The sequence below is a fragment of the Pantoea sp. X-Soil-ISGK-285 genome (assembly GCF_059730815.1).
On the sequence record NZ_AP035938.1, the window covers coordinates 3,634,953 to 3,653,184 of the forward strand.

Here is an 18,232-nt window from a genome sequence, read left to right on the forward strand (position 1 = left end):
GTTTCTCACTCATTATGTGCTCAGATAATCATAGCCTGCGGTAATTCCGGTACGGCGTCAAATTCACTTGTTGTCAGTTTCACGCGGTTTACGCAGCACTTCATTGATTTCCGGTTTATCCAGCGGGCCACTGATGTGATAACGCAGCAGCGATATCTTGTTCCACAGGGGTCCCAGAACTTTACTGGCGGCAAACACCGCCGCGCCAATTACCGGATTGATGGCAAAAGCTGTCGCCACACCGACCGAGGCGGATATTTCCGGCGCAACCACCGCTTCCATGTCGATCTGACGCTTCACCAGGTCGAGATTACCCTGCATCGCAATGTCCGCTTCCAGGCCATCCACCAGCAGATTATCGGTGCGCATCATGCCGTTTTCGATCCAGGCGGTGCCGTTAATCGAGTCGAAGTAGAAAGAATTGGTGAAGGTGTCGCTGAAGTCGAAGCGCAGCTTGCGCAGTAGCGCATCAAAGCTCACCAGCCGCAGAATTTTCCCGGCGGCACCGGTATTCACATCGGCGATCTGGCCTTTGCCAAAGTGGGTCTTCAGGGTACCGCTCAGCGTCTCTGCCGAGGGCTGCCAGGGCGCAGAGCGCCAGTGCAGGTCATACGCAATATCAAATGGCGCATCGCGCAGCGGCGTGTTGACCCCAAACCAGTTGGTCGCGTTATTAATATTCGGGCCTTTCAGCGTGCCCTTCAGCGAAGTGCGCTGGTCGTCCGGGCGGTTAACCCATTCCCCGTTGATTTTCAGCTGTGAACTGCCAGTATCCACTTTTCCGTTAGTAAGCGCTAACGTATCTCCGCGGGGTTGCAGCATCGCGGAGACCTGACCATATTTCTGACCCAGCACCCAGCACTCTTTACAGCGCAACTGTAAAGCGGGCCACTGGCTGAAGTTAATGTTCGTGGCTTTTTGAGGTGGCGCTTTGCCGCCTTTGCCTTCACCGTTATCCCACTGCGGATTGTAGTAAAGGTAATCCAGGTTCACCTGCCACGGTGCTTTCGGGGCCATTGCCAGCGCACCACGCAGCTCTTTAGCCCTGACGCCGACCTGGCCCTTGCCGCCCGCACTCTGAGCCAGTGTCGCTTCAACCTCATGCCATTGCTGACCGGCCAGGGTGACGGCCGGGCTACGAAGCGTGATATTGCCGGGCAGCGTGACGCCACCCGTTTTGAGGCCGCCGCCTGACTCGCTGCCCCCGGATGCTCCCCCTGCGGCCATCATCGCCACCCAGGCCTCGCCATCCAGCGCGGGCAGGTTCAGTACCATGCCGGGATGATCGGGCAGAGCGGGTGTTTTCTGCGCATCATTCAGCCAGATGCCACGATCGACGCGCAGCGTCGGCTCCAGCAACCAGCGGCTGTTAAAGCGATGGTTTGCATCGACGCTGCCACTGAGATCGAAATGGTGCAGGTCGCCACTGGCCTTGATTGCGACTGGCATCGCCTCACCGGCTTTCTTATCGAGCGGTGCAGGTAAGTGACTACTTACTTCTTTTGCATTACCGTTCAGCGTCACGTCATAACGCGCACCGCCATGATGGGGCAGCGTAATATTGACGTCGCCCTGCCACGGCAGATTTCCGCCCAGCTGCTTGCTGACGGCTGCAGGAACCTGGCTGATTTTCGCGGGCTGCCAGTCGCCCTGAAGTTTGACGTTCACGCCAAAGTCGTCCGGATTCTCTTTGGTGCTGAAACGCACGCCCATTGGCTGACCAAACCAGTTCGCACGCAGATCCTCACTGGCCAGATTGCCGTTGTCGTAACGGAAGCGCCCGGAGAGATTGTTAATGGTGGTTTTTAACGGTTTGATAAACAGCGAATTATTGTTCAGGTCCACATTGCCACGGGCGTGAACCTGCTCACCATCCAGCGGGATATCCAGATTCAGGTGGCCGCCGACGCGGCCTTTGATTTCCAGCTGCTCCAGCGCGGCACCCAGTGAAGGTTTCAGCGGAGTCTGCCCGAAATAGTCCGCGATCTGCTGGCCTTCACCACTGATATCACCCTCAATGATCAGTTTTTCTTTCAGGTAGTCGGGGATGACCGCAGTGACGTTGCGCGCGTCCACCTCGCCCAGTTTCGCCACCGGCGCTTTCATCCAGAGACCGTCATTCAGGAAGTTAAGGTCGATATCGAGATTGCTTAACGCTGGCCATTTGGGCTGAAACGCATAGGTTGCCTGGCGAAGCGGCACCCAGACCTGGAACATGCCATCATTATGCTTGAACGGGAACAGCGCCGGATTACCGGCAAACAGCAGTGTGGCGTTGTCCACCTTGCCACCCTTCACTGCCCCACTCAGATAGTGCGTCAGGCTGTTACCCAATAGCGGCACCGGGAAGTAGCGCCAGGCATCGCCCGCATCGGTAAGCCGGATACCGGCCAGAATATCCAGACGAGGCTCACCGCCGCTATTCTGCTGGTAGCTGAAGTCGCCGCGCGCCCAGAGCGAGCGTGCCTCCAGGTCAAGATTTTCGCCTGCCAGCGTGAGGCCATGATCATCATTCAGCCAGCGCAGCGCACCGGTCACCCGCTTAATCTCTAACGGAGCCTGGAACATGTCGCCATAGGGAACGGTCGCCGCCCCCATATCCACACTGACCTGACCATTGCTCAGGCTGCCGCGCGCTTCACCGCTTAAATGGCTGATGCCCGGCAACAGTTTCCAGTGCTGCCAGCTGAAATCACGCCACTTCACCTGTACGCGGGTTTTTTCAGGCTGCTGTAACGGAATATCCAGCGCCAGGCCATCGATGGTGCCCTGTGGCTGCAGCGTCTGCCAGTTTTCAAACAGTGCCGGAGAGAGCGGCGCAAACAGCGGAACGATCGGCGCAATATGACTCAGCACCAGCTGTGTGGCGCGAACGCGCACTTCCGGCTGACCATCCGGTCCCAGCATCTGCTTATCTTCAGGACGCCATAACAGAGAGAAGTGACCGGCGGGCCAGGCGTGGCCGTCGGTGCTGAGCCGGGTTTGTGGCACATTGACCACCCAGCCATTCTGGAAACGTGACAGATGCGCGGTCAGCCCATCGACCTCAATGCGGTGTCGTCCGGTCTCGCCCTGCCAGCTGGCTCCGCCCTTGCGCAGCAGCAGATCACCGGCGTAGATGTCGCCATCGCGCAGGTTAACCCAGGCCGCCAGGCTAAATCGGGCGCTATCCAGCCGGGTATTGTCACGCACCCAACGGCCCAGCCACGGGCGCATATCGACGTCGTCGGCCTGCATCCAGATGCGGCCATCATTGAGTAAACCGTTGCTGTCGTTAAGATCAAGCCGCACCTGGACCACGCCGTGCTGGCCGGTGAAGCTCGACAGGCTGACTTCGCCTTCGGCCCGGTGGCGGTTATCTTCATTGACCCAGGTGAGTCGCGGGATCGCCAGCTCAGCATGCTGACCGGAAGGGGTACGGAAACGGATGGTGCTGTCACGCAGGTCAAAGTGGTCAAACTGACGCAGGAAGAGTTCGTTTATCTGCGCCGGACGGAAGCTGTTTTTCTCTTTGTCGTTATCCAGCAGCGGGCGATTAGTATCGAGGTGCAACTGCCAGAAGGTCAGATCGCGAAACTGCCACCGCCAGTGCAGCAGGGACTGCCAGACGTCGAGAGCCAGATTGATACGTTTGATAGTGAGTTTGCCGTTCTCATGCAGATCGACGCTAAGATCGCGAACCTGCAGGGTTGGGCCAAAATTCTCCCATTTACCCTGTAACTGGCTGGCGTTGACCGGCACGCCGCTGCTGTCGGAGATGTATTGCAGAAGGTTGCTGCGATAGCTGTCGAGATGCGGCATCACCAGACGCAATCCGCTGACCAGCAGCGCGACAATCACGATGATTGCCGCGACCAGCAGTAACAAAATCCTCGGCAACTGCCTCACTCACGCCTCTCCTTGTGTTCCGTAAACGACGGATAGTTGGTTCTCATACCCGACCGTCTCCCGATAAAAGCGTTAAAACGCGCATTTTATCTCAAACAAGGGCGATTTTTCAGCCCGATATCCGAAGAAACCGGTAACCGGGCTGGCGTTACATCATCACTACGTCGAACTGCTCCTGAGTGTAGAGCGCTTCGACATGAACTTTAACCTGCTTGCCGACAAAGATTTCGACTTCAGCCAGTGCATGAGACTCGTCAGTTTTTAACGCCTCACCCACCGTCGGTGAAACATAGACCAGAAAGCGGTCAGAATCATAAGCGTGATGAACCCGGACAATCTCACGCATGATTTCATAGCAGACCGTTTCAACGGTTTTCAGCGTGCCGCGCCCTTTGCAGACCGGGCAATCCTGGCACAAAACGTGCTCAATGCTTTCGCGGGTACGCTTACGCGTCATCTCCACCAGACCCAGCGCCGAGAAACCATTAATACCGGTTTTAACCCGATCTTTACTGAGCGCGCTTTCCAGCGAATGCAATACCCGGCGGCGATGGTCTTCGTTGCTCATATCGATGAAGTCGATAATGATGATGCCACCAAGATTACGCAGTCGCAGCTGACGTGCGATCGCCTGAGTGGCTTCAACATTGGTATTAAAGATCGTCTCATCAAGGTTACGATGGCCGACAAACGCACCGGTGTTGATATCGATGGTGGTCATCGCTTCGGTCTGATCGATAATCAGATATCCGCCTGACTTTAGTTCAACTTTGCGATCCAGCGAGCGCTGAATCTCATTTTCGACGTCAAACAGGTCGAAAATAGGCTGTTTACCGTTGTAGAGCTCCAGCTTACCGGCCATTTCCGGGATATATTCTCCGGTAAACTCCACCAGCATATCGCAGGTCAGGCGGGAGTCGACCCGGATGCGATCCAGCGCCGCGCCCGCAAAATCACGCAGAATACGCTGGGCCAGAGCCAGCTCACCGTAGAGCAGGCAGCGGGTCTGATTGCGCTTTTTACGCTCGCTGACTTTGGTCCAGAGTCGTTTGAGAAAAGCCGCGTCCTGCGCCAGCTCCTCTTCCCCGATGCCTTCTGCGGCGGTACGGATAATAAAGCCGCCCAGATCGTCGCAGTAGTCAGCCACGACCGCTTTAAGCCGATCGCGCTCTTTCTCGCTCTCAATACGCTGAGAGACACCCACATGCGATGCGCCTGGCATAAAGACCAGGTAACGCGAAGGCAGCGTGATGTCAGTGGTCAGCCGGGCACCTTTGGTGCCAAGCGGGTCTTTGACGACCTGAACCACCAGATCCTGTCCCTGCCGCACCAGCTCGGCGATATCCCGCACGATAAAGTTTTTCTTTTCGTCGCCCGCCACACATTCAGTATGCGGCATGATATCTGAGGCGTGCAGAAAGGCCGCTTTCTCCAGACCGATATCAACAAAGGCGGCCTGCATGCCGGGCAGAACACGGCTTACACGGCCTTTATAAATATTGCCAACGATGCCGCGCCGCGCCTCACGCTCAATGTGAATTTCCTGCAGTATGCCGCCGTCAATATAGGCAACACGTGTTTCAGAAGGCGTGACGTTTACCAGTAATTCAGCCGTCATGTTGACCCCTTACGGCACGCAGTGACTCGAAATGGCTGATCAACTCCCCTGTCTCAACCAAGGGTAATCCGACCACTGCATGGTAGCTTCCATTAATTTTGCGGACAAAGTTTCCTCCCCTGCCCTGAATACCGTATGCACCCGCTTTATCCATTGGCTCGCCGGTCGCGATATAGTCGTCGATGTCGGTGGCGGTTAAGGTGCGGAATGTCACATCAGTGATTACGACGCAATCCAGCGCCTGCTGACTGTCGGCCAGCGCTACCGCCGTCATCACCTGATGCGTATGACCAGAGAGTTTACACAGCATCGCGCGGGCATCAGCGGCATCGCGCGGCTTTTCCAGCACTTCGCCATTCAGCACCACAATCGTATCCGCGCCCAGCACCGGCAGATCCTGCGCGGCCAGTTTGACACCCGCCTGCGCTTTATCATTGGCCAGACGGCGGACATAGATTTCCGCCGCTTCGTTCGGCTGACGCTGCTCTTCAACGTCAGTCACGATGCGCTCGAATGTCAGCCCAAGTTGAGTTAACAGCTCACGACGACGCGGTGAACCGGAAGCAAGATAGAGGGTTACCATAAATTTCCTTATTGAACAGCGAACTGACGACGAATTTTTCTCATTAATAAGAATAGCCAGGGCCAGAGAATACCGTCGACGACACTGCTCCAGAAAATTTCAGGTCGGAATGAAACGTTGATTACCAGGAATTCAGCCCAGAAGACAATCACATCCATCGCCAGCGACAGCACCATAACCATTAACGCTTGCTGCCACAACGCTAAGTTGCGGAATAACTGGAACTTAAAGGCAATCAGGTAGGCGATGATACTGAGCGCCAGCGCACGCACGCCGAGTGTGGAACCCGCAATCAGATCCATGATGGCACCCAGCACAAATCCGCTACCGACATTGACCCGATGCGGCAGTGCGAGCACCCAATAGATAAGGATCAACAGTAGCCATGAGGGCCGGAACATATAAATTTCATCCGGCCAGGGCATGATCTGCAGGACAAGCGCAACCAGGAAGGAGAGCCAGATGACCCAACGTCCCTGGCTGCGATATCGACTCAAGGCTGCCCCCCGCGTGAACGCGAGGAGTTGCTTTGTCCACTGCTGCTGGTAGCTGACGGTGCAGGCGGTCCCATCTGTACGGCAGGCGCAGGCGGGCCCATTTCTCCCGCAGGCGGTAAGACCTGCGGCATCATCTGCATCAGACGCTCGTTCGCAACGCGATGAACTTCATCCTGCGGCAGCGGCATATCACCATTGCGATCGGCGCCCCACAGCAGCAGCAGGTAACGCAGACGCTGCAGACCCGCGGTCGGATGAGCCTGAATCACCGTATAGGCGCGTTGGGTATCCACTTTTACCGAAGAAACCACACCCACCGGATAGCCTTCAGGGAATCGGCCACCGATACCTGAAGTTACCAGCACATCGCCGACCCGAATGTCCGTATTACCCGGCAGATGCTCAAGCTGAAGATCTTCAGTACAGCCGTTACCTGCGGCAATGACACGAATATCATTACGCAGCACCTGAATCGGCAGGGCATGTGACGCATCGCAGATGAGCAGAACACGGCTGGTGAGTTGTCCAACAGCAATGACCTGACCGACTACCCCTTTATCACTGATGACCGGCTGGCCTTCATAGACGCCGTTGACGCTGCCTTTGTCGATTACCACCTGGTCGGTGTAAGGATCGGTGCCGGTGGAGATGACCTGTGTCACCATCTTTTGCTCATCCTGACGCAGCGGTGAACCCAGCAGTTCACGCAGGCGTGCGTTTTCCTGCTTATATTGCCCCAGCATTAGCAGGTTACTGTTTTTCAGGAAGAGCTCACGACGTAACGCTTTGTTTTCCTGCTCGAGTTGCTGACGCGACGCCAGCGACTCTGACACGCCATCCAGCAGCTGACGTGGCCCATTGGCCAGGAAGTAAAACGGACTGACCGACGTATCCAGATAGTTGCGTATTTGGGTAAAAGAACCCACACGGCTGTCGGCAATGATAATGGCAATCGCCACGATAACCGCCAGGAATAGACGCAACTGCAGGGAAGGTCCCCTGCTAAAAATCGGCTTCATATAATCTGCGTGATCCTCGACAACAGGAGAGGAAGCGACGGCATAACACCGTGCTTCCCTGGGCTGAACGCACTGCACCGGCACAGATTGCGCCGGTTCACATGCCACTCCCTCGCATGATCATTGCGTTCTTAGCCGGTTGAGGCAATTATTCTTCGCTGAACAAATCGCCGCCATGCATGTCGATCATTTCCAGCGCTTTGCCGCCACCGCGAGCCACACAGGTCAGTGGATCCTCAGCAACCACAACCGGAATGCCCGTCTCTTCCATCAGCAGACGATCCAGGTTGCGCAGTAACGCACCACCGCCGGTCAGCACCATGCCGCGCTCCGAAATATCTGAAGCCAGCTCAGGCGGACACTGCTCAAGGGCAACCATCACCGCGCTAACGATGCCGGTTAATGGCTCCTGCAGCGCTTCCAGAATTTCATTAGAGTTCAGTGTAAAGCCGCGCGGTACACCTTCTGCCAGGTTACGACCACGCACTTCGATCTCACGGACTTCATCACCCGGATAGGCTGAACCGATCTCATGCTTAATACGTTCTGCGGTCGCTTCGCCGATCAGTGAACCGTAGTTACGACGCACATAATTAATAATAGCTTCATCGAAACGATCGCCACCAATACGCACTGACGAGGAGTAGACCACACCGTTCAGCGAGATCACCGCCACTTCTGTGGTACCGCCACCAATATCCACCACCATTGAGCCGGTCGCTTCTGAAACGGGCAGACCCGCACCAATTGCTGCAGCCATCGGCTCTTCAATCAGAAACACTTCTCGCGCGCCTGCGCCCTGAGCGGATTCACGAATCGCGCGGCGTTCAACCTGTGTTGCCCCGACGGGTACGCAGACCAGCACACGCGGGCTGGGACGCATAAAACTGTTGCTGTGAACCTGCTTGATGAAGTGTTGCAGCATCTTTTCAGTCACGAAGAAGTCAGCAATAACGCCATCTTTCATCGGACGAATCGCTGCGATATTGCCTGGCGTACGGCCAAGCATCTGTTTGGCCTCATGACCCACGGCCGCAACACTTTTCGGTGAACCGGCACGATCCTGTCGAATAGCGACGACGGAGGGCTCGTTCAGTACGATGCCCTGTCCTTTCACGTAAATCAGGGTATTCGCGGTACCCAGGTCAATGGACAAGTCGTTGGAAAACATGCCACGAAATTTTTTAAACATACTAAGGGGTAATCCTGCAAGCTGGGGGCGGAAAATAAAATCCGCTTACTTTACCAACCACACGAAGCTGCCACAAGGCGCAAAAACGTTCTGCTTCGGTGAAAAAAGACGCCTGATTGCGTTTAAGTCATCTGAACTGGCGATCCACAACAGCAGAATGGCGACCAGACGCCATCAGCACTGCATTTCACGCTATTTCCCCTCACCCTGTCCGACATAAAATCTAACATTTCCGGCAGTAAGTTCAGAGGTTCAGACGCGGATAAACATTAAAAAAAACCGTAAATTTCCGTCAGTACGACCGCAATTCATTAAATACGGTAACGTTGTGAATACTTCTTCACGTTACTGTTAACCGGAAGCGAGGGAGCAAAAAAGTCGCCCTGCCCACCTGCTACGCCCAACGCGACTAAGGTTTGCCACTCCGCTTTAGTGCGGACACCGGTAGCAAACACCTGAATGCCCGTACATTTACAGACTTCCAGCAGACTCTGCACAAACAGCTGATTTTCAGTCCGTCGCTCAATATTGCGTACCAGACCGGCATCAAGCTTGATCAGTTCCAGCGGCAGCTGTCGTATGTAGGCGCTGCTTACCACGGTTAAACCCGCCTGATTTACCGCAACCCGACAGCCAAAAGCCTTAAGTGCGCGGAAAACTGGCGTTAAACGGTTGATGTGTTGACAAACATCTGCCTCGGCAAGTTCAAATAAAAATCGTTTTCTTTGCGCTTTCGGGCACTGCAGCAGCATGTTCTGCAGCCAGAGGACAAAAGAGCGCTGCAGAAGCGAGGTAATCGTCACCGGGATCACCAGCGTCTCTTCTGGCCAGAGTTCAGAGAGTGCCGCAATGCGAGTCATTAACTGGCGATCCCAGCCATCAGCCATGCCGAGCTGCTGTACCAGGGGCATATATTCTGCGGCCAGCACTTCTTTATCGCCATCGAAGATGCGGGTCAGCATTACCCGGTGCTGTACCTTACCCTCAATATTGACGGTGGGTTTATGATAGAGCCGCGGGCCGCCACGGCTAAGCGTGTTCTCCAGCAGGGTTCGCCAGCGCACACTACCCCGCCCGGCGTCCTGCGGATTTCCGGCACCATTGGTCCAGTTGTTGCCGCCCAGCAGTGCCGCACGTCGGGTAGCCATTTCGGCATTTTCCATCACCTGCGGCACAGTCTGCCCGCTGTGCCAGGCGCTGATACCGATATGAATGAGATCATCACGATTAACCAGCCGCATCGGCGGCAGAGAATCAACAGCATTGATCAGCTGATCCGCAATACTGTTTGCCTCTTTAAGACTGCGATGCGGCAGTAGCACGGCAAAATCACTGCGGAAATAGCGTGCCAGCAGGGCGCCAGGATAGCGCAGCACAAAGGTGGAAAGCATGTTGACGAAATTGAAGAGGTACTCCTCAACCAGCCCCGGCTCCAGCGAATCCTTCAGCGTGTCCAGATCGGGCAGGCGCACCATCATCACCACACCATGGGTGCCGACAGCTTCCTGATCCTCCAGCAGGGTGGCGAGCTGGTTATCAAAGAACAGCCGGTTGTTGAGACCGGTGCGTCCATCCTGCGCAGCAAAGGTGCGGATCAGCGTGTCGATACGCAGACGCTGCTCGCCCGCTTCCTGCAGATCCGCCAGCAACACATCCAGTGCGCGGCTCGCTCTCGGTGGCCACTCATCCGCACCGCGTTTCGGCATTACGCCGCGCTCACCGCTGATAATCGCCTCTGCCCGCACTTCAAGATGCTCCATACCGCGCCACTGACGACTGAGCCAGCGATGCATCAGCAGCAGCACCAGACTCATCACCAGCATGACGGTAAACAGGATGCCCAGCGTAGAGGTGCCGGTAATGGAGCGCAGCCAGGTTTTGGCAGGATCAAGGGTGACGACCCGCAGCTCTAACCCCGTCTGGTGCATCAAAGGCACATCGACCTGGATAAAACGATTAGGTTCGTCTTCCAGCATCTGGTTTTCGTGTCGGGAGAGAGTAAGGAAAGTCTGCCTGCCGTTGTGAAGAGAAATCTGCTCGGCATTCATTATCGGCATCATACGCGTGAGCCAGACATGCAGCTCTGCCGGCGTCTGGGTGAACATCGCCTGATCCACTTCGGTCGCCAGTATCTGCGCCCGATGTTCAACCCGCTGATGACTGAACCAGAAAACACTGAATGCACAGCCTGCCAGCATCAACGACATGGCCAGCAGGCTTAAAAAGGTAATAAACGCAGATAATTTTGTGGTTAATCGCATCCCTGTGCCTGTATTACTGCGGTGATAACCGGATCACCCAACCTTGTACCGTCAGCCTGACGAAAACGCGAGCAAAAATAGCATAATTTGCCGTTGCCGACAGCGCCGGGACGTATGAAGCCGAAGTATATCGTCGGGATATCATCGCTGGCGTTGATCCTGGCACTTTTCGGTGCATTCTCATCGTACCGGCCAGCCAGGAAATTTCACATTTTCAGGGCGAAACTGGCTGATATCAGTAATAGTCATCATGCTGGTTAATGACATCCTGTCTGGAGAAGGCACCATGAAACGCACACCCCGTCTGACCGAAGCCGACGTAACGCCGGAAAGCATTTTTAACATGAAGCGCCGCCAGGTGCTGAAAACGCTGGGACTGAGCGCAGCGGCGATGGGTATGCCGGGCGTGGCGCAAGCCGATATTCTCAGCTGGTTCAAAGGCAACGATCGCCCACCCGCGCCAGCAGGCCGGCCGCTGGACTTTACCAAACCAGCGCAATATCAGGCCGATCTGACCTTAACGCCTGCGGATAAAGTTTCCGGCTATAACAACTTCTATGAGTTCGGGCTGGATAAGGCCGATCCGGCTGCCAATGCCGGTACGCTGAAAACAGAACCCTGGAAACTGACCATTGATGGCGAAGTGGCTAAACCCGTGACCCTGGATATGGATGACATCTTTAAACGGTTTGCCATGGAGCAGCGAATCTATCGCATGCGCTGCGTGGAGGCCTGGTCGATGGTGGTGCCCTGGATAGGCTTTGAGCTGAATAAGCTTATCTCTCTGGCGGAACCCACCAGCAAAGCGCGTTTTGTCGCCTTCCAGACGCTGTACGATCCTGAGCAGATGCCAGGTCAGAAAGATCGCTTTATTGGCGGCGGACTCAATTATCCCTATGTCGAAGGTTTACGTCTGGATGAAGCCATGCATCCGCTGACCATTCTGACCACCGGCGTCTATGGCAAAGCGCTGCCGCCGCAGAATGGCGCGCCGATTCGCCTGACGGTGCCGTGGAAATATGGTTTTAAGGGCATTAAGTCGATTGTCAAAATCACCCTGACCGCAAATCAGCCACCAACGACCTGGAACCAGATCGCCGCAGATGAATATGGTTTTTATGCCAATGTGAATCCGCATGTTAATCATCCACGCTGGTCGCAGGCCACTGAGCGATTTATTGGCCCGGGCGGCAGTCTGAAGGTCGAACGTCAGCCAACGCTGCTGTTTAACGGCTATGCCGAACAGGTTGCGTCGCTCTATCGTGGCCTGGATTTACGGGAGAATTACTAGGTGGTACGCCTGTCGATAAAACAGATCACCTGGCTTAAGGTGATTCTGCATCTGGCGGCCCTGTTGCCGCTGGTTTATCTGGTTCTTGCCGCGATGCAGGGCGGCCTGAGTGCGGATCCGGCAAAAGATATTCAGCATTTTACCGGCCGCATGGCGCTGAAACTGCTGCTGGGTACGCTGCTGGTCTCACCGCTGGCACGTTATGGCAGGCAACCGCTGTTAATCCGCACGCGACGTCTGCTTGGCGTCTGGACGTTTGTCTGGGCTTCTCTTCACCTGCTGAGCTATTACCTGCTGGAGCTGGGCGCTGACAATCTGCGTCTGCTGGGCAGCGAGCTGATTTCCCGTCCCTATCTGACACTGGGGATTATCAGCTGGCTGATATTACTGGCCCTGGCGCTGACGTCGTTTCAGCGCGCTCAGCGCAAGCTCGGTAAGCGCTGGCAAACCCTGCACAACGCGGTTTATCTGGTCGCGATTCTGGTGCCGATTCACTATATCTGGTCAGTGAAAACCTTGTCACCCCAGCCACTTATCTACGCACTACTTGCTGCGATACTGTTAGCCTGGCGTTACAAAAAATTTCTCAAATGGTGGCCTCGCTAGCGCTTCACCCGTTGTTTTCCTCTGCTGTTTTCTGATAAAAGATGTGGCCCGCAGGCCACATCCGATCATCTTCGCAGATAAGACCAGTATTTTGCTGCGAAATGACACGAAACGGATATAATGCCCGGCTTTATTGCTCGTCGGGTCTTCTTTTTCATTCTCAAAGGTGACAAATGAAGATTCGCAAGGTATTTTACGCGATGCCTCAATGATTGCGGGAGATGGCAGCACGATGGCGCATAAATTACATATTCTGCTTTTAAACGGACCCAACCTGAACCTGTTGGGAACGCGTGAACCTGAGAAGTATGGTCATACCACGCTGCGTCAGATCGTTGACGATTTGACACGTCAGGCAGACCAGTTGAATGTGGAATTGAGCCACCTGCAAACCAATGCTGAATTTCAGCTGATTGATCGCATTCATGAGGCCAAAGGCAATGTGGATTACATCATTATTAATCCTGCCGCGTTTACCCATACCAGTGTCGCACTACGTGATGCCCTGCTGGCGGTAGAAATACCGTTTATCGAGGTTCATCTCTCCAACGTGCATGCCCGCGAGCCCTTCCGCCATCACTCCTATCTTTCTGATGTCTCTGCTGGCGTGATCTGTGGGCTTGGCGCTGACGGCTACACATGGGCTTTACAAACGGCAGTAAAACGCCTGTCTCAAACTAATTAATCAAACTGAGTACGGAACCCCACTCATGGATATTCGTAAAATTAAAAAACTGATCGAACTGGTTGAAGAGTCTGGCATTTCAGAGCTGGAAATTTCTGAAGGTGAAGAGTCCGTTCGCATCAGCCGTGCACCTGCAAACGTGGGTTACCCGATGATGCAGCAGACTTACGCTGCGCCGGTTCAACAGCCTGCTCTGGCAACAGCTGTTGCTCCTGTTGCAGCAGTTGCCGAAGCGGCACCGGCTGAAATCAGCGGTCACATCGTGCGTTCACCAATGGTAGGGACCTTCTACCGTACGCCGAGCCCGGATGCGAAAGCCTTTGTGGAAGTCGGCCAGAAAGTGAATGCCGGCGATACCTTGTGCATCGTCGAAGCCATGAAAATGATGAACCAGATCGAAGCTGACAAATCAGGTGTAGTGAAAGCGATCCTGGTTGAAAGCGGTCAGCCGGTCGAATTTGACGAGCCACTGGTTATCATCGAGTAACGGGGCAGATCATGCTGGATAAAATTGTTATTGCTAACCGTGGTGAGATTGCGCTGCGCATTCTGCGTGCCTGTAAAGAACTGGGCATCAAGACTGTTGCGGTACACTCAAGCGCGGATCGTGACCTGAAGCACGTGCTGCTGGCAGACGAAACCGTCTGCATCGGCCCGGCGCAGTCAGTTAAAAGTTACCTCAACATCCCGGCGCTGATCTCTGCTGCAGAGATCACCGGCGCGGTGGCGATTCACCCTGGCTACGGCTTCCTCTCTGAGAATGCCGATTTTGCTGAGCAGGTTGAGCGCTCCGGCTTTATCTTTATCGGTCCGAAAGCAGACACCATTCGCCTGATGGGCGACAAAGTCTCTGCGATTAATGCGATGAAGAAAGCAGGCGTCCCAACCGTACCCGGTTCTGACGGTTCGCTGACCGATGATATGGAAAAAAACCGTGCCTTTGCGAAGCGCATCGGTTATCCGGTCATCATCAAAGCCTCTGGCGGCGGCGGCGGTCGTGGTATGCGCGTTGTGCGCAGCGACAAAGATCTGGAACAATCCATCAACATGACGAAAGCGGAAGCCAAAGCGGCTTTCAGCAACGACATGGTTTACATGGAGAAGTATCTGGAGAATCCGCGCCACATCGAGATTCAGGTTCTGGCTGACGGCCAGGGCAACGCGATCTATCTGGGCGAACGTGACTGCTCTATGCAGCGTCGTCACCAGAAAGTGGTTGAAGAAGCGCCAGGCCCAGGTATTACTGAAGAACAGCGCAGCTTTATCGGCAATCGTTGTGCCAAAGCCTGTATTGAGATTGGCTATCGTGGCGCAGGTACCTTCGAGTTTCTTTACGAAAACGGTGAGTTCTACTTCATTGAGATGAACACCCGTATTCAGGTGGAACATCCGGTGACCGAGATGATCACCGGTGTGGATCTGATCAAAGAGCAGCTGCGCATTGCTGCGGGTCAGCCACTGTCGATCAAACAGGACGAAGTGGTTATTCGCGGACATGCGGTCGAGTGCCGTATTAACGCTGAAGATCCGGTCACCTTCCTGCCAAGTCCGGGTAAAATCACCCGCTTCCATGCGCCAGGCGGTTTTGGCGTGCGCTGGGAGTCGCATATTTACTCAGGCTACACCGTACCGCCGTATTACGACTCCATGATCGGTAAGCTGATCACCTATGGCGAAACGCGCGACGTGGCTATCGCCCGCATGAAGAATGCGCTGGCGGAACTGATCATCGACGGTATCAAAACCAACGTTGAACTGCAGATGAAAATCATGTCCGACGAAAACTTCCAGCACGGTGGAACCAATATCCACTATCTGGAGAAAAAACTCGGCTTGCACGAGAAGTAAACGCAACGCTGAGTCAGTCAGAGGCCGGTTAATCCGGCCTTTTTCTTTTGCCGCTGGCGTTAAGGTTGAATCATGGATGCTCGTTTTATACAGGCACATAAAGAGGCGCGCTGGTCGCTCTACCTCACCCTGCTCTGGCTCGCTGCCTGGGGGCTTTCTGCCTGGCTGGGTGGCAGTGAAATTGGTATCACCGGCCTGCCGCGCTGGTTTGAACTCTCCTGCCTGTTTGCTCCCCTGTTGTTCATATTCCTGTGCTGGATGATGGTGCGGTTAATTTTCCGCGACATGCCGCTGGAGGACACAAATGAACAGTGAAATTATCCTGCCGTTACTGATTTATCTGGTGCTGATTGCCGCGCTGTCGGTGTTTGCCGTGCGCAAAAGGCGCGAGGGTAGCTTCCTCACTGAATATTTCCTTGGCAGCCGCTCCATGGGCGGATTTGTGCTGGCGATGACGCTCACCACCACCTATATCAGCGCCAGCTCGTTTATTGGTGGTCCCGGTGCCGCCTACAAATATGGGCTGGGATGGGTATTGCTGGCGATGGTGCAGGTGCCCGCCGTCTGGCTCTCGCTGGGTGTGCTGGGGAAAAAGTTTGCCATCCTGGCGCGTAAGCATAATGCGGTGACGCTGAATGACATGCTCTACGCCCGCTATCAGAGCCCGCTGCTGATCTGGCTGGCAAGTCTGAGCCTGCTGGTTGCCTTTATCGGTGCCATGACGGTGCAGTTTATTGGCGGCGCGCGGCTGCTCGAAACCGCCGCAGGCATCCCGTATGACACGGGTCTGCTGATTTTTGGCGGCACTATTGCGCTCTACACCGCTTTTGGCGGGTTCCGTGCCAGCGTTCTCAATGACGCCATGCAGGGCATCGTGATGCTGATTGGCACATTTTTGCTGCTGTTCGCGGTGATTCATCAGGCTGGCGGCCTGAGCACGGCCGTGCAGAAACTGCATGACATTGATCCCGCTCTGCTGTCGCCGCAGGGACCGGGTGAGATTATAACGCCGACCTTCCTCAGTTCATTTGTCGTGCTGGTCTGCTTTGGGGTGATTGGCTTGCCGCATACTGCGGTGCGCTGCATCTCTTATAAAGACAGCAAGGCAGTCCATCGGGCCATTATTCTGGGTACCATTGTGGTGGTGATCCTGATGCTGGGAATGCATCTGGCCGGTGCGCTGGGCCGGGCGATACTGCCGAATCTGACCGTGCCGGATAGTGTTATACCCACCCTGATGATCACTGTGCTGCCACCGTTAGCTGCCGGACTGTTTCTGGCAGCCCCCATGGCCGCCATTATGTCGACCATTAATGCCCAGCTGTTACAGGCTTCGGCTACGCTGATCAAAGATCTCTATCTGCGTGTTGCCCCACAGCAGATGGAAAATGAGACGCGGCTGCGGCTGTTATCTGGCACCATTACGTTCGCACTGGGTCTCCTGCTGCTGATTGCGGCCTGGAATCCACCCGATATGATTATCTGGCTCAACCTGCTGGCCTTTGGCGGCCTTGAGGCGGTTTTCCTCTGGCCGCTGGTACTGGGTCTCTACTGGGAACGCGCTAATGCCGCAGGCGCCATCACCGGCATGGTGGTGGGTGGAGGCTGCTACGCTTTTCTGGCGAGCCTGAACCTGCAGATTCTGGGTTTTCATCCCATTGTGCCCTCACTGCTTTTAAGCCTGCTGGCATTTTTAGTGGGCAACCTGTTTGGACGCGCGCCGCAAACGGTCGACGCGCCGCAACATTGACGGAAAGAGAGACGTTATGCCGTGGATTCAAATCAAAATTAATAGCTCAGGTGAACACGCGGAAACGCTGAGCGATGCGCTGATGGACATCGGTGCGGTTTCAGTGACCTTTCAGGATACCAACGACACGCCGGTGTATGAGCCGCTGCCAGGTGAAACCCGCCTGTGGGGCGATACCGATGTTATCGGCCTGTTCGATGCAGAAACTGATATGGCCGCGATTACCGCCGAACTGGCGCAGCATCCGCTGCTGGGTGCAGGTTTTCGTCACCGGATCGAGCAGATCGAAGATAAAGACTGGGAGCGCGAATGGATGGAAAACTTCCATCCGATGCGCTTCGGTGAGCGGCTCTGGATCTGTCCGAGCTGGCGTGATGTGCCGGATCCCGATGCCGTCAACGTGATGCTCGATCCCGGCCTGGCGTTTGGGACCGGCACGCATCCGACCACCTCACTCTGCCTTACCTGGCTTGACGGGCTGGATCTGGTGGGCAAAACGGTGATCGATTTCGGCTGTGGTTCGGGGATCCTGGCGATCGCCGCACTGAAGCTGGGCGCGGCTCAGGCGATCGGGATTGATATCGATCCGCAGGCTATTCAGGCCAGCCGGGATAATGCTGAGCGCAACGGCGTCTCTGATCGCCTGTCGCTCTATCTTCCCCACCAGCAACCCGAAAATCTGCAGGCTGATGTGGTGGTGGCCAATATCCTGGCCGGCCCGCTACGTGAACTGGCCCCGCTGATCAGCGTTCTGCCGAAGTCTGGCGGTCATCTGGGCCTCTCGGGCGTGTTAGAGAGCCAGGCAGAGAGCGTCTGCGAAGCGTATGTCAGCGAGTTCACGCTCGACCCGGTTGCGGTTAAAGAGGAGTGGTGCCGGATTACCGGGATTAAATCCTGAATATAGCGCCTGTCTGCCCCCTCTGATATCGCGCTGCCCGTAACAAAGTGCCTTAACAGAACATTCAGCCAGCCCGTAGCGTAAGTTGCGGGCTTT

General features: G+C 55.4%; 15 protein-coding genes. 8 read left to right on the plus strand and 7 right to left on the minus strand.

What is annotated here, in order from left to right; translation table 11 throughout:
• Positions 1 to 63 precede the first annotated feature (63 nt).
• From yhdP to csrD, 7 genes are all read right to left on the minus strand, one after another.
• The gene (gene yhdP, locus AC6I8B_RS17105) at positions 64 to 3,888 is read right to left on the minus strand and encodes an AsmA2 domain-containing protein YhdP (protein ID WP_332838023.1); all 3,825 of its coding nucleotides are present in this window, start codon (positions 3,886 to 3,888) and stop codon (positions 64 to 66) included.
• A 148-nt stretch (positions 3,889 to 4,036) separates the two neighbouring features.
• A complete protein-coding gene (gene rng / locus AC6I8B_RS17110) occupies positions 4,037 to 5,506 on the minus strand; it encodes a ribonuclease G (protein ID WP_003855268.1) in 1,470 nt (489 codons plus the stop codon).
• Entirely contained in the window at positions 5,496 to 6,089 is a 594-nt protein-coding gene (locus AC6I8B_RS17115; protein ID WP_010699818.1) for a Maf family protein, read from the minus strand. Before AC6I8B_RS17115 ends, rng begins: the two co-directional genes overlap by 11 nt.
• 8 nt (positions 6,090 to 6,097) lie before the next feature.
• Positions 6,098 to 6,586 carry a rod shape-determining protein MreD gene (mreD, locus tag AC6I8B_RS17120; protein WP_010256045.1) on the minus strand — a complete coding sequence of 163 codons (489 nt, stop codon included), beginning with the start codon at positions 6,584 to 6,586 and terminating at the stop codon, positions 6,098 to 6,100.
• Entirely contained in the window at positions 6,583 to 7,605 is a 1,023-nt protein-coding gene (gene mreC / locus AC6I8B_RS17125; RefSeq protein WP_010256043.1) for a rod shape-determining protein MreC, read from the minus strand. Before mreC ends, mreD begins: the two co-directional genes overlap by 4 nt.
• 148 nt (positions 7,606 to 7,753) lie before the next feature.
• Positions 7,754 to 8,797, minus strand: coding sequence for a rod shape-determining protein MreB (gene mreB / locus AC6I8B_RS17130; RefSeq protein ID WP_004385136.1), 1,044 nt, complete (start codon positions 8,795 to 8,797; stop codon positions 7,754 to 7,756).
• A 311-nt stretch (positions 8,798 to 9,108) separates the two neighbouring features.
• Positions 9,109 to 11,058, minus strand: coding sequence for an RNase E specificity factor CsrD (gene csrD / locus AC6I8B_RS17135; RefSeq protein WP_010699819.1), 1,950 nt, complete (start codon positions 11,056 to 11,058; stop codon positions 9,109 to 9,111).
• 286 nt (positions 11,059 to 11,344) lie between these two features.
• Here csrD and msrP point away from each other — a divergent pair, with 286 nt between their 5' ends.
• The 8 genes from msrP (at position 11,345) to prmA (ending at position 18,136) form a co-directional block, all read left to right on the plus strand.
• On the plus strand, positions 11,345 to 12,349 hold the full coding sequence (msrP, locus tag AC6I8B_RS17140; RefSeq protein ID WP_010256016.1) for a protein-methionine-sulfoxide reductase catalytic subunit MsrP: 1,005 nt from the start codon (positions 11,345 to 11,347) through the stop codon (positions 12,347 to 12,349).
• Entirely contained in the window at positions 12,350 to 12,955 is a 606-nt protein-coding gene (gene msrQ, locus AC6I8B_RS17145) for a protein-methionine-sulfoxide reductase heme-binding subunit MsrQ (protein ID WP_022623945.1), read from the plus strand.
• A gap of 232 nt (positions 12,956 to 13,187) precedes the next feature.
• A complete protein-coding gene (gene aroQ / locus AC6I8B_RS17150; RefSeq protein ID WP_010256011.1) occupies positions 13,188 to 13,640 on the plus strand; it encodes a type II 3-dehydroquinate dehydratase in 453 nt (150 codons plus the stop codon).
• Positions 13,641 to 13,665: 25 nt separating this feature from the next.
• Complete coding sequence (gene accB, locus AC6I8B_RS17155; RefSeq protein WP_010256009.1) at positions 13,666 to 14,127, plus strand: acetyl-CoA carboxylase biotin carboxyl carrier protein; 462 nt, start codon at positions 13,666 to 13,668, stop codon at positions 14,125 to 14,127.
• Between the two features lie 11 nt (positions 14,128 to 14,138).
• On the plus strand, positions 14,139 to 15,488 hold the full coding sequence (accC, locus tag AC6I8B_RS17160) for an acetyl-CoA carboxylase biotin carboxylase subunit (protein ID WP_010256007.1): 1,350 nt from the start codon (positions 14,139 to 14,141) through the stop codon (positions 15,486 to 15,488).
• A 72-nt stretch (positions 15,489 to 15,560) separates the two neighbouring features.
• A complete protein-coding gene (locus AC6I8B_RS17165; protein WP_010256005.1) occupies positions 15,561 to 15,803 on the plus strand; it encodes a YhdT family protein in 243 nt (80 codons plus the stop codon).
• Positions 15,793 to 17,238 (plus strand): sodium/pantothenate symporter, encoded by a 1,446-nt coding sequence (panF, locus tag AC6I8B_RS17170; protein WP_010256003.1) that lies wholly within the window; start codon positions 15,793 to 15,795, stop codon positions 17,236 to 17,238. Before AC6I8B_RS17165 ends, panF begins: the two co-directional genes overlap by 11 nt.
• Before the next feature lie 16 nt (positions 17,239 to 17,254).
• Positions 17,255 to 18,136: a 50S ribosomal protein L11 methyltransferase gene (prmA, locus tag AC6I8B_RS17175; RefSeq protein ID WP_010699821.1), complete on the plus strand. Its 882-nt coding sequence runs from the start codon at positions 17,255 to 17,257 to the stop codon at positions 18,134 to 18,136.
• The last annotated feature ends 96 nt before the right edge of the window (positions 18,137 to 18,232 follow it).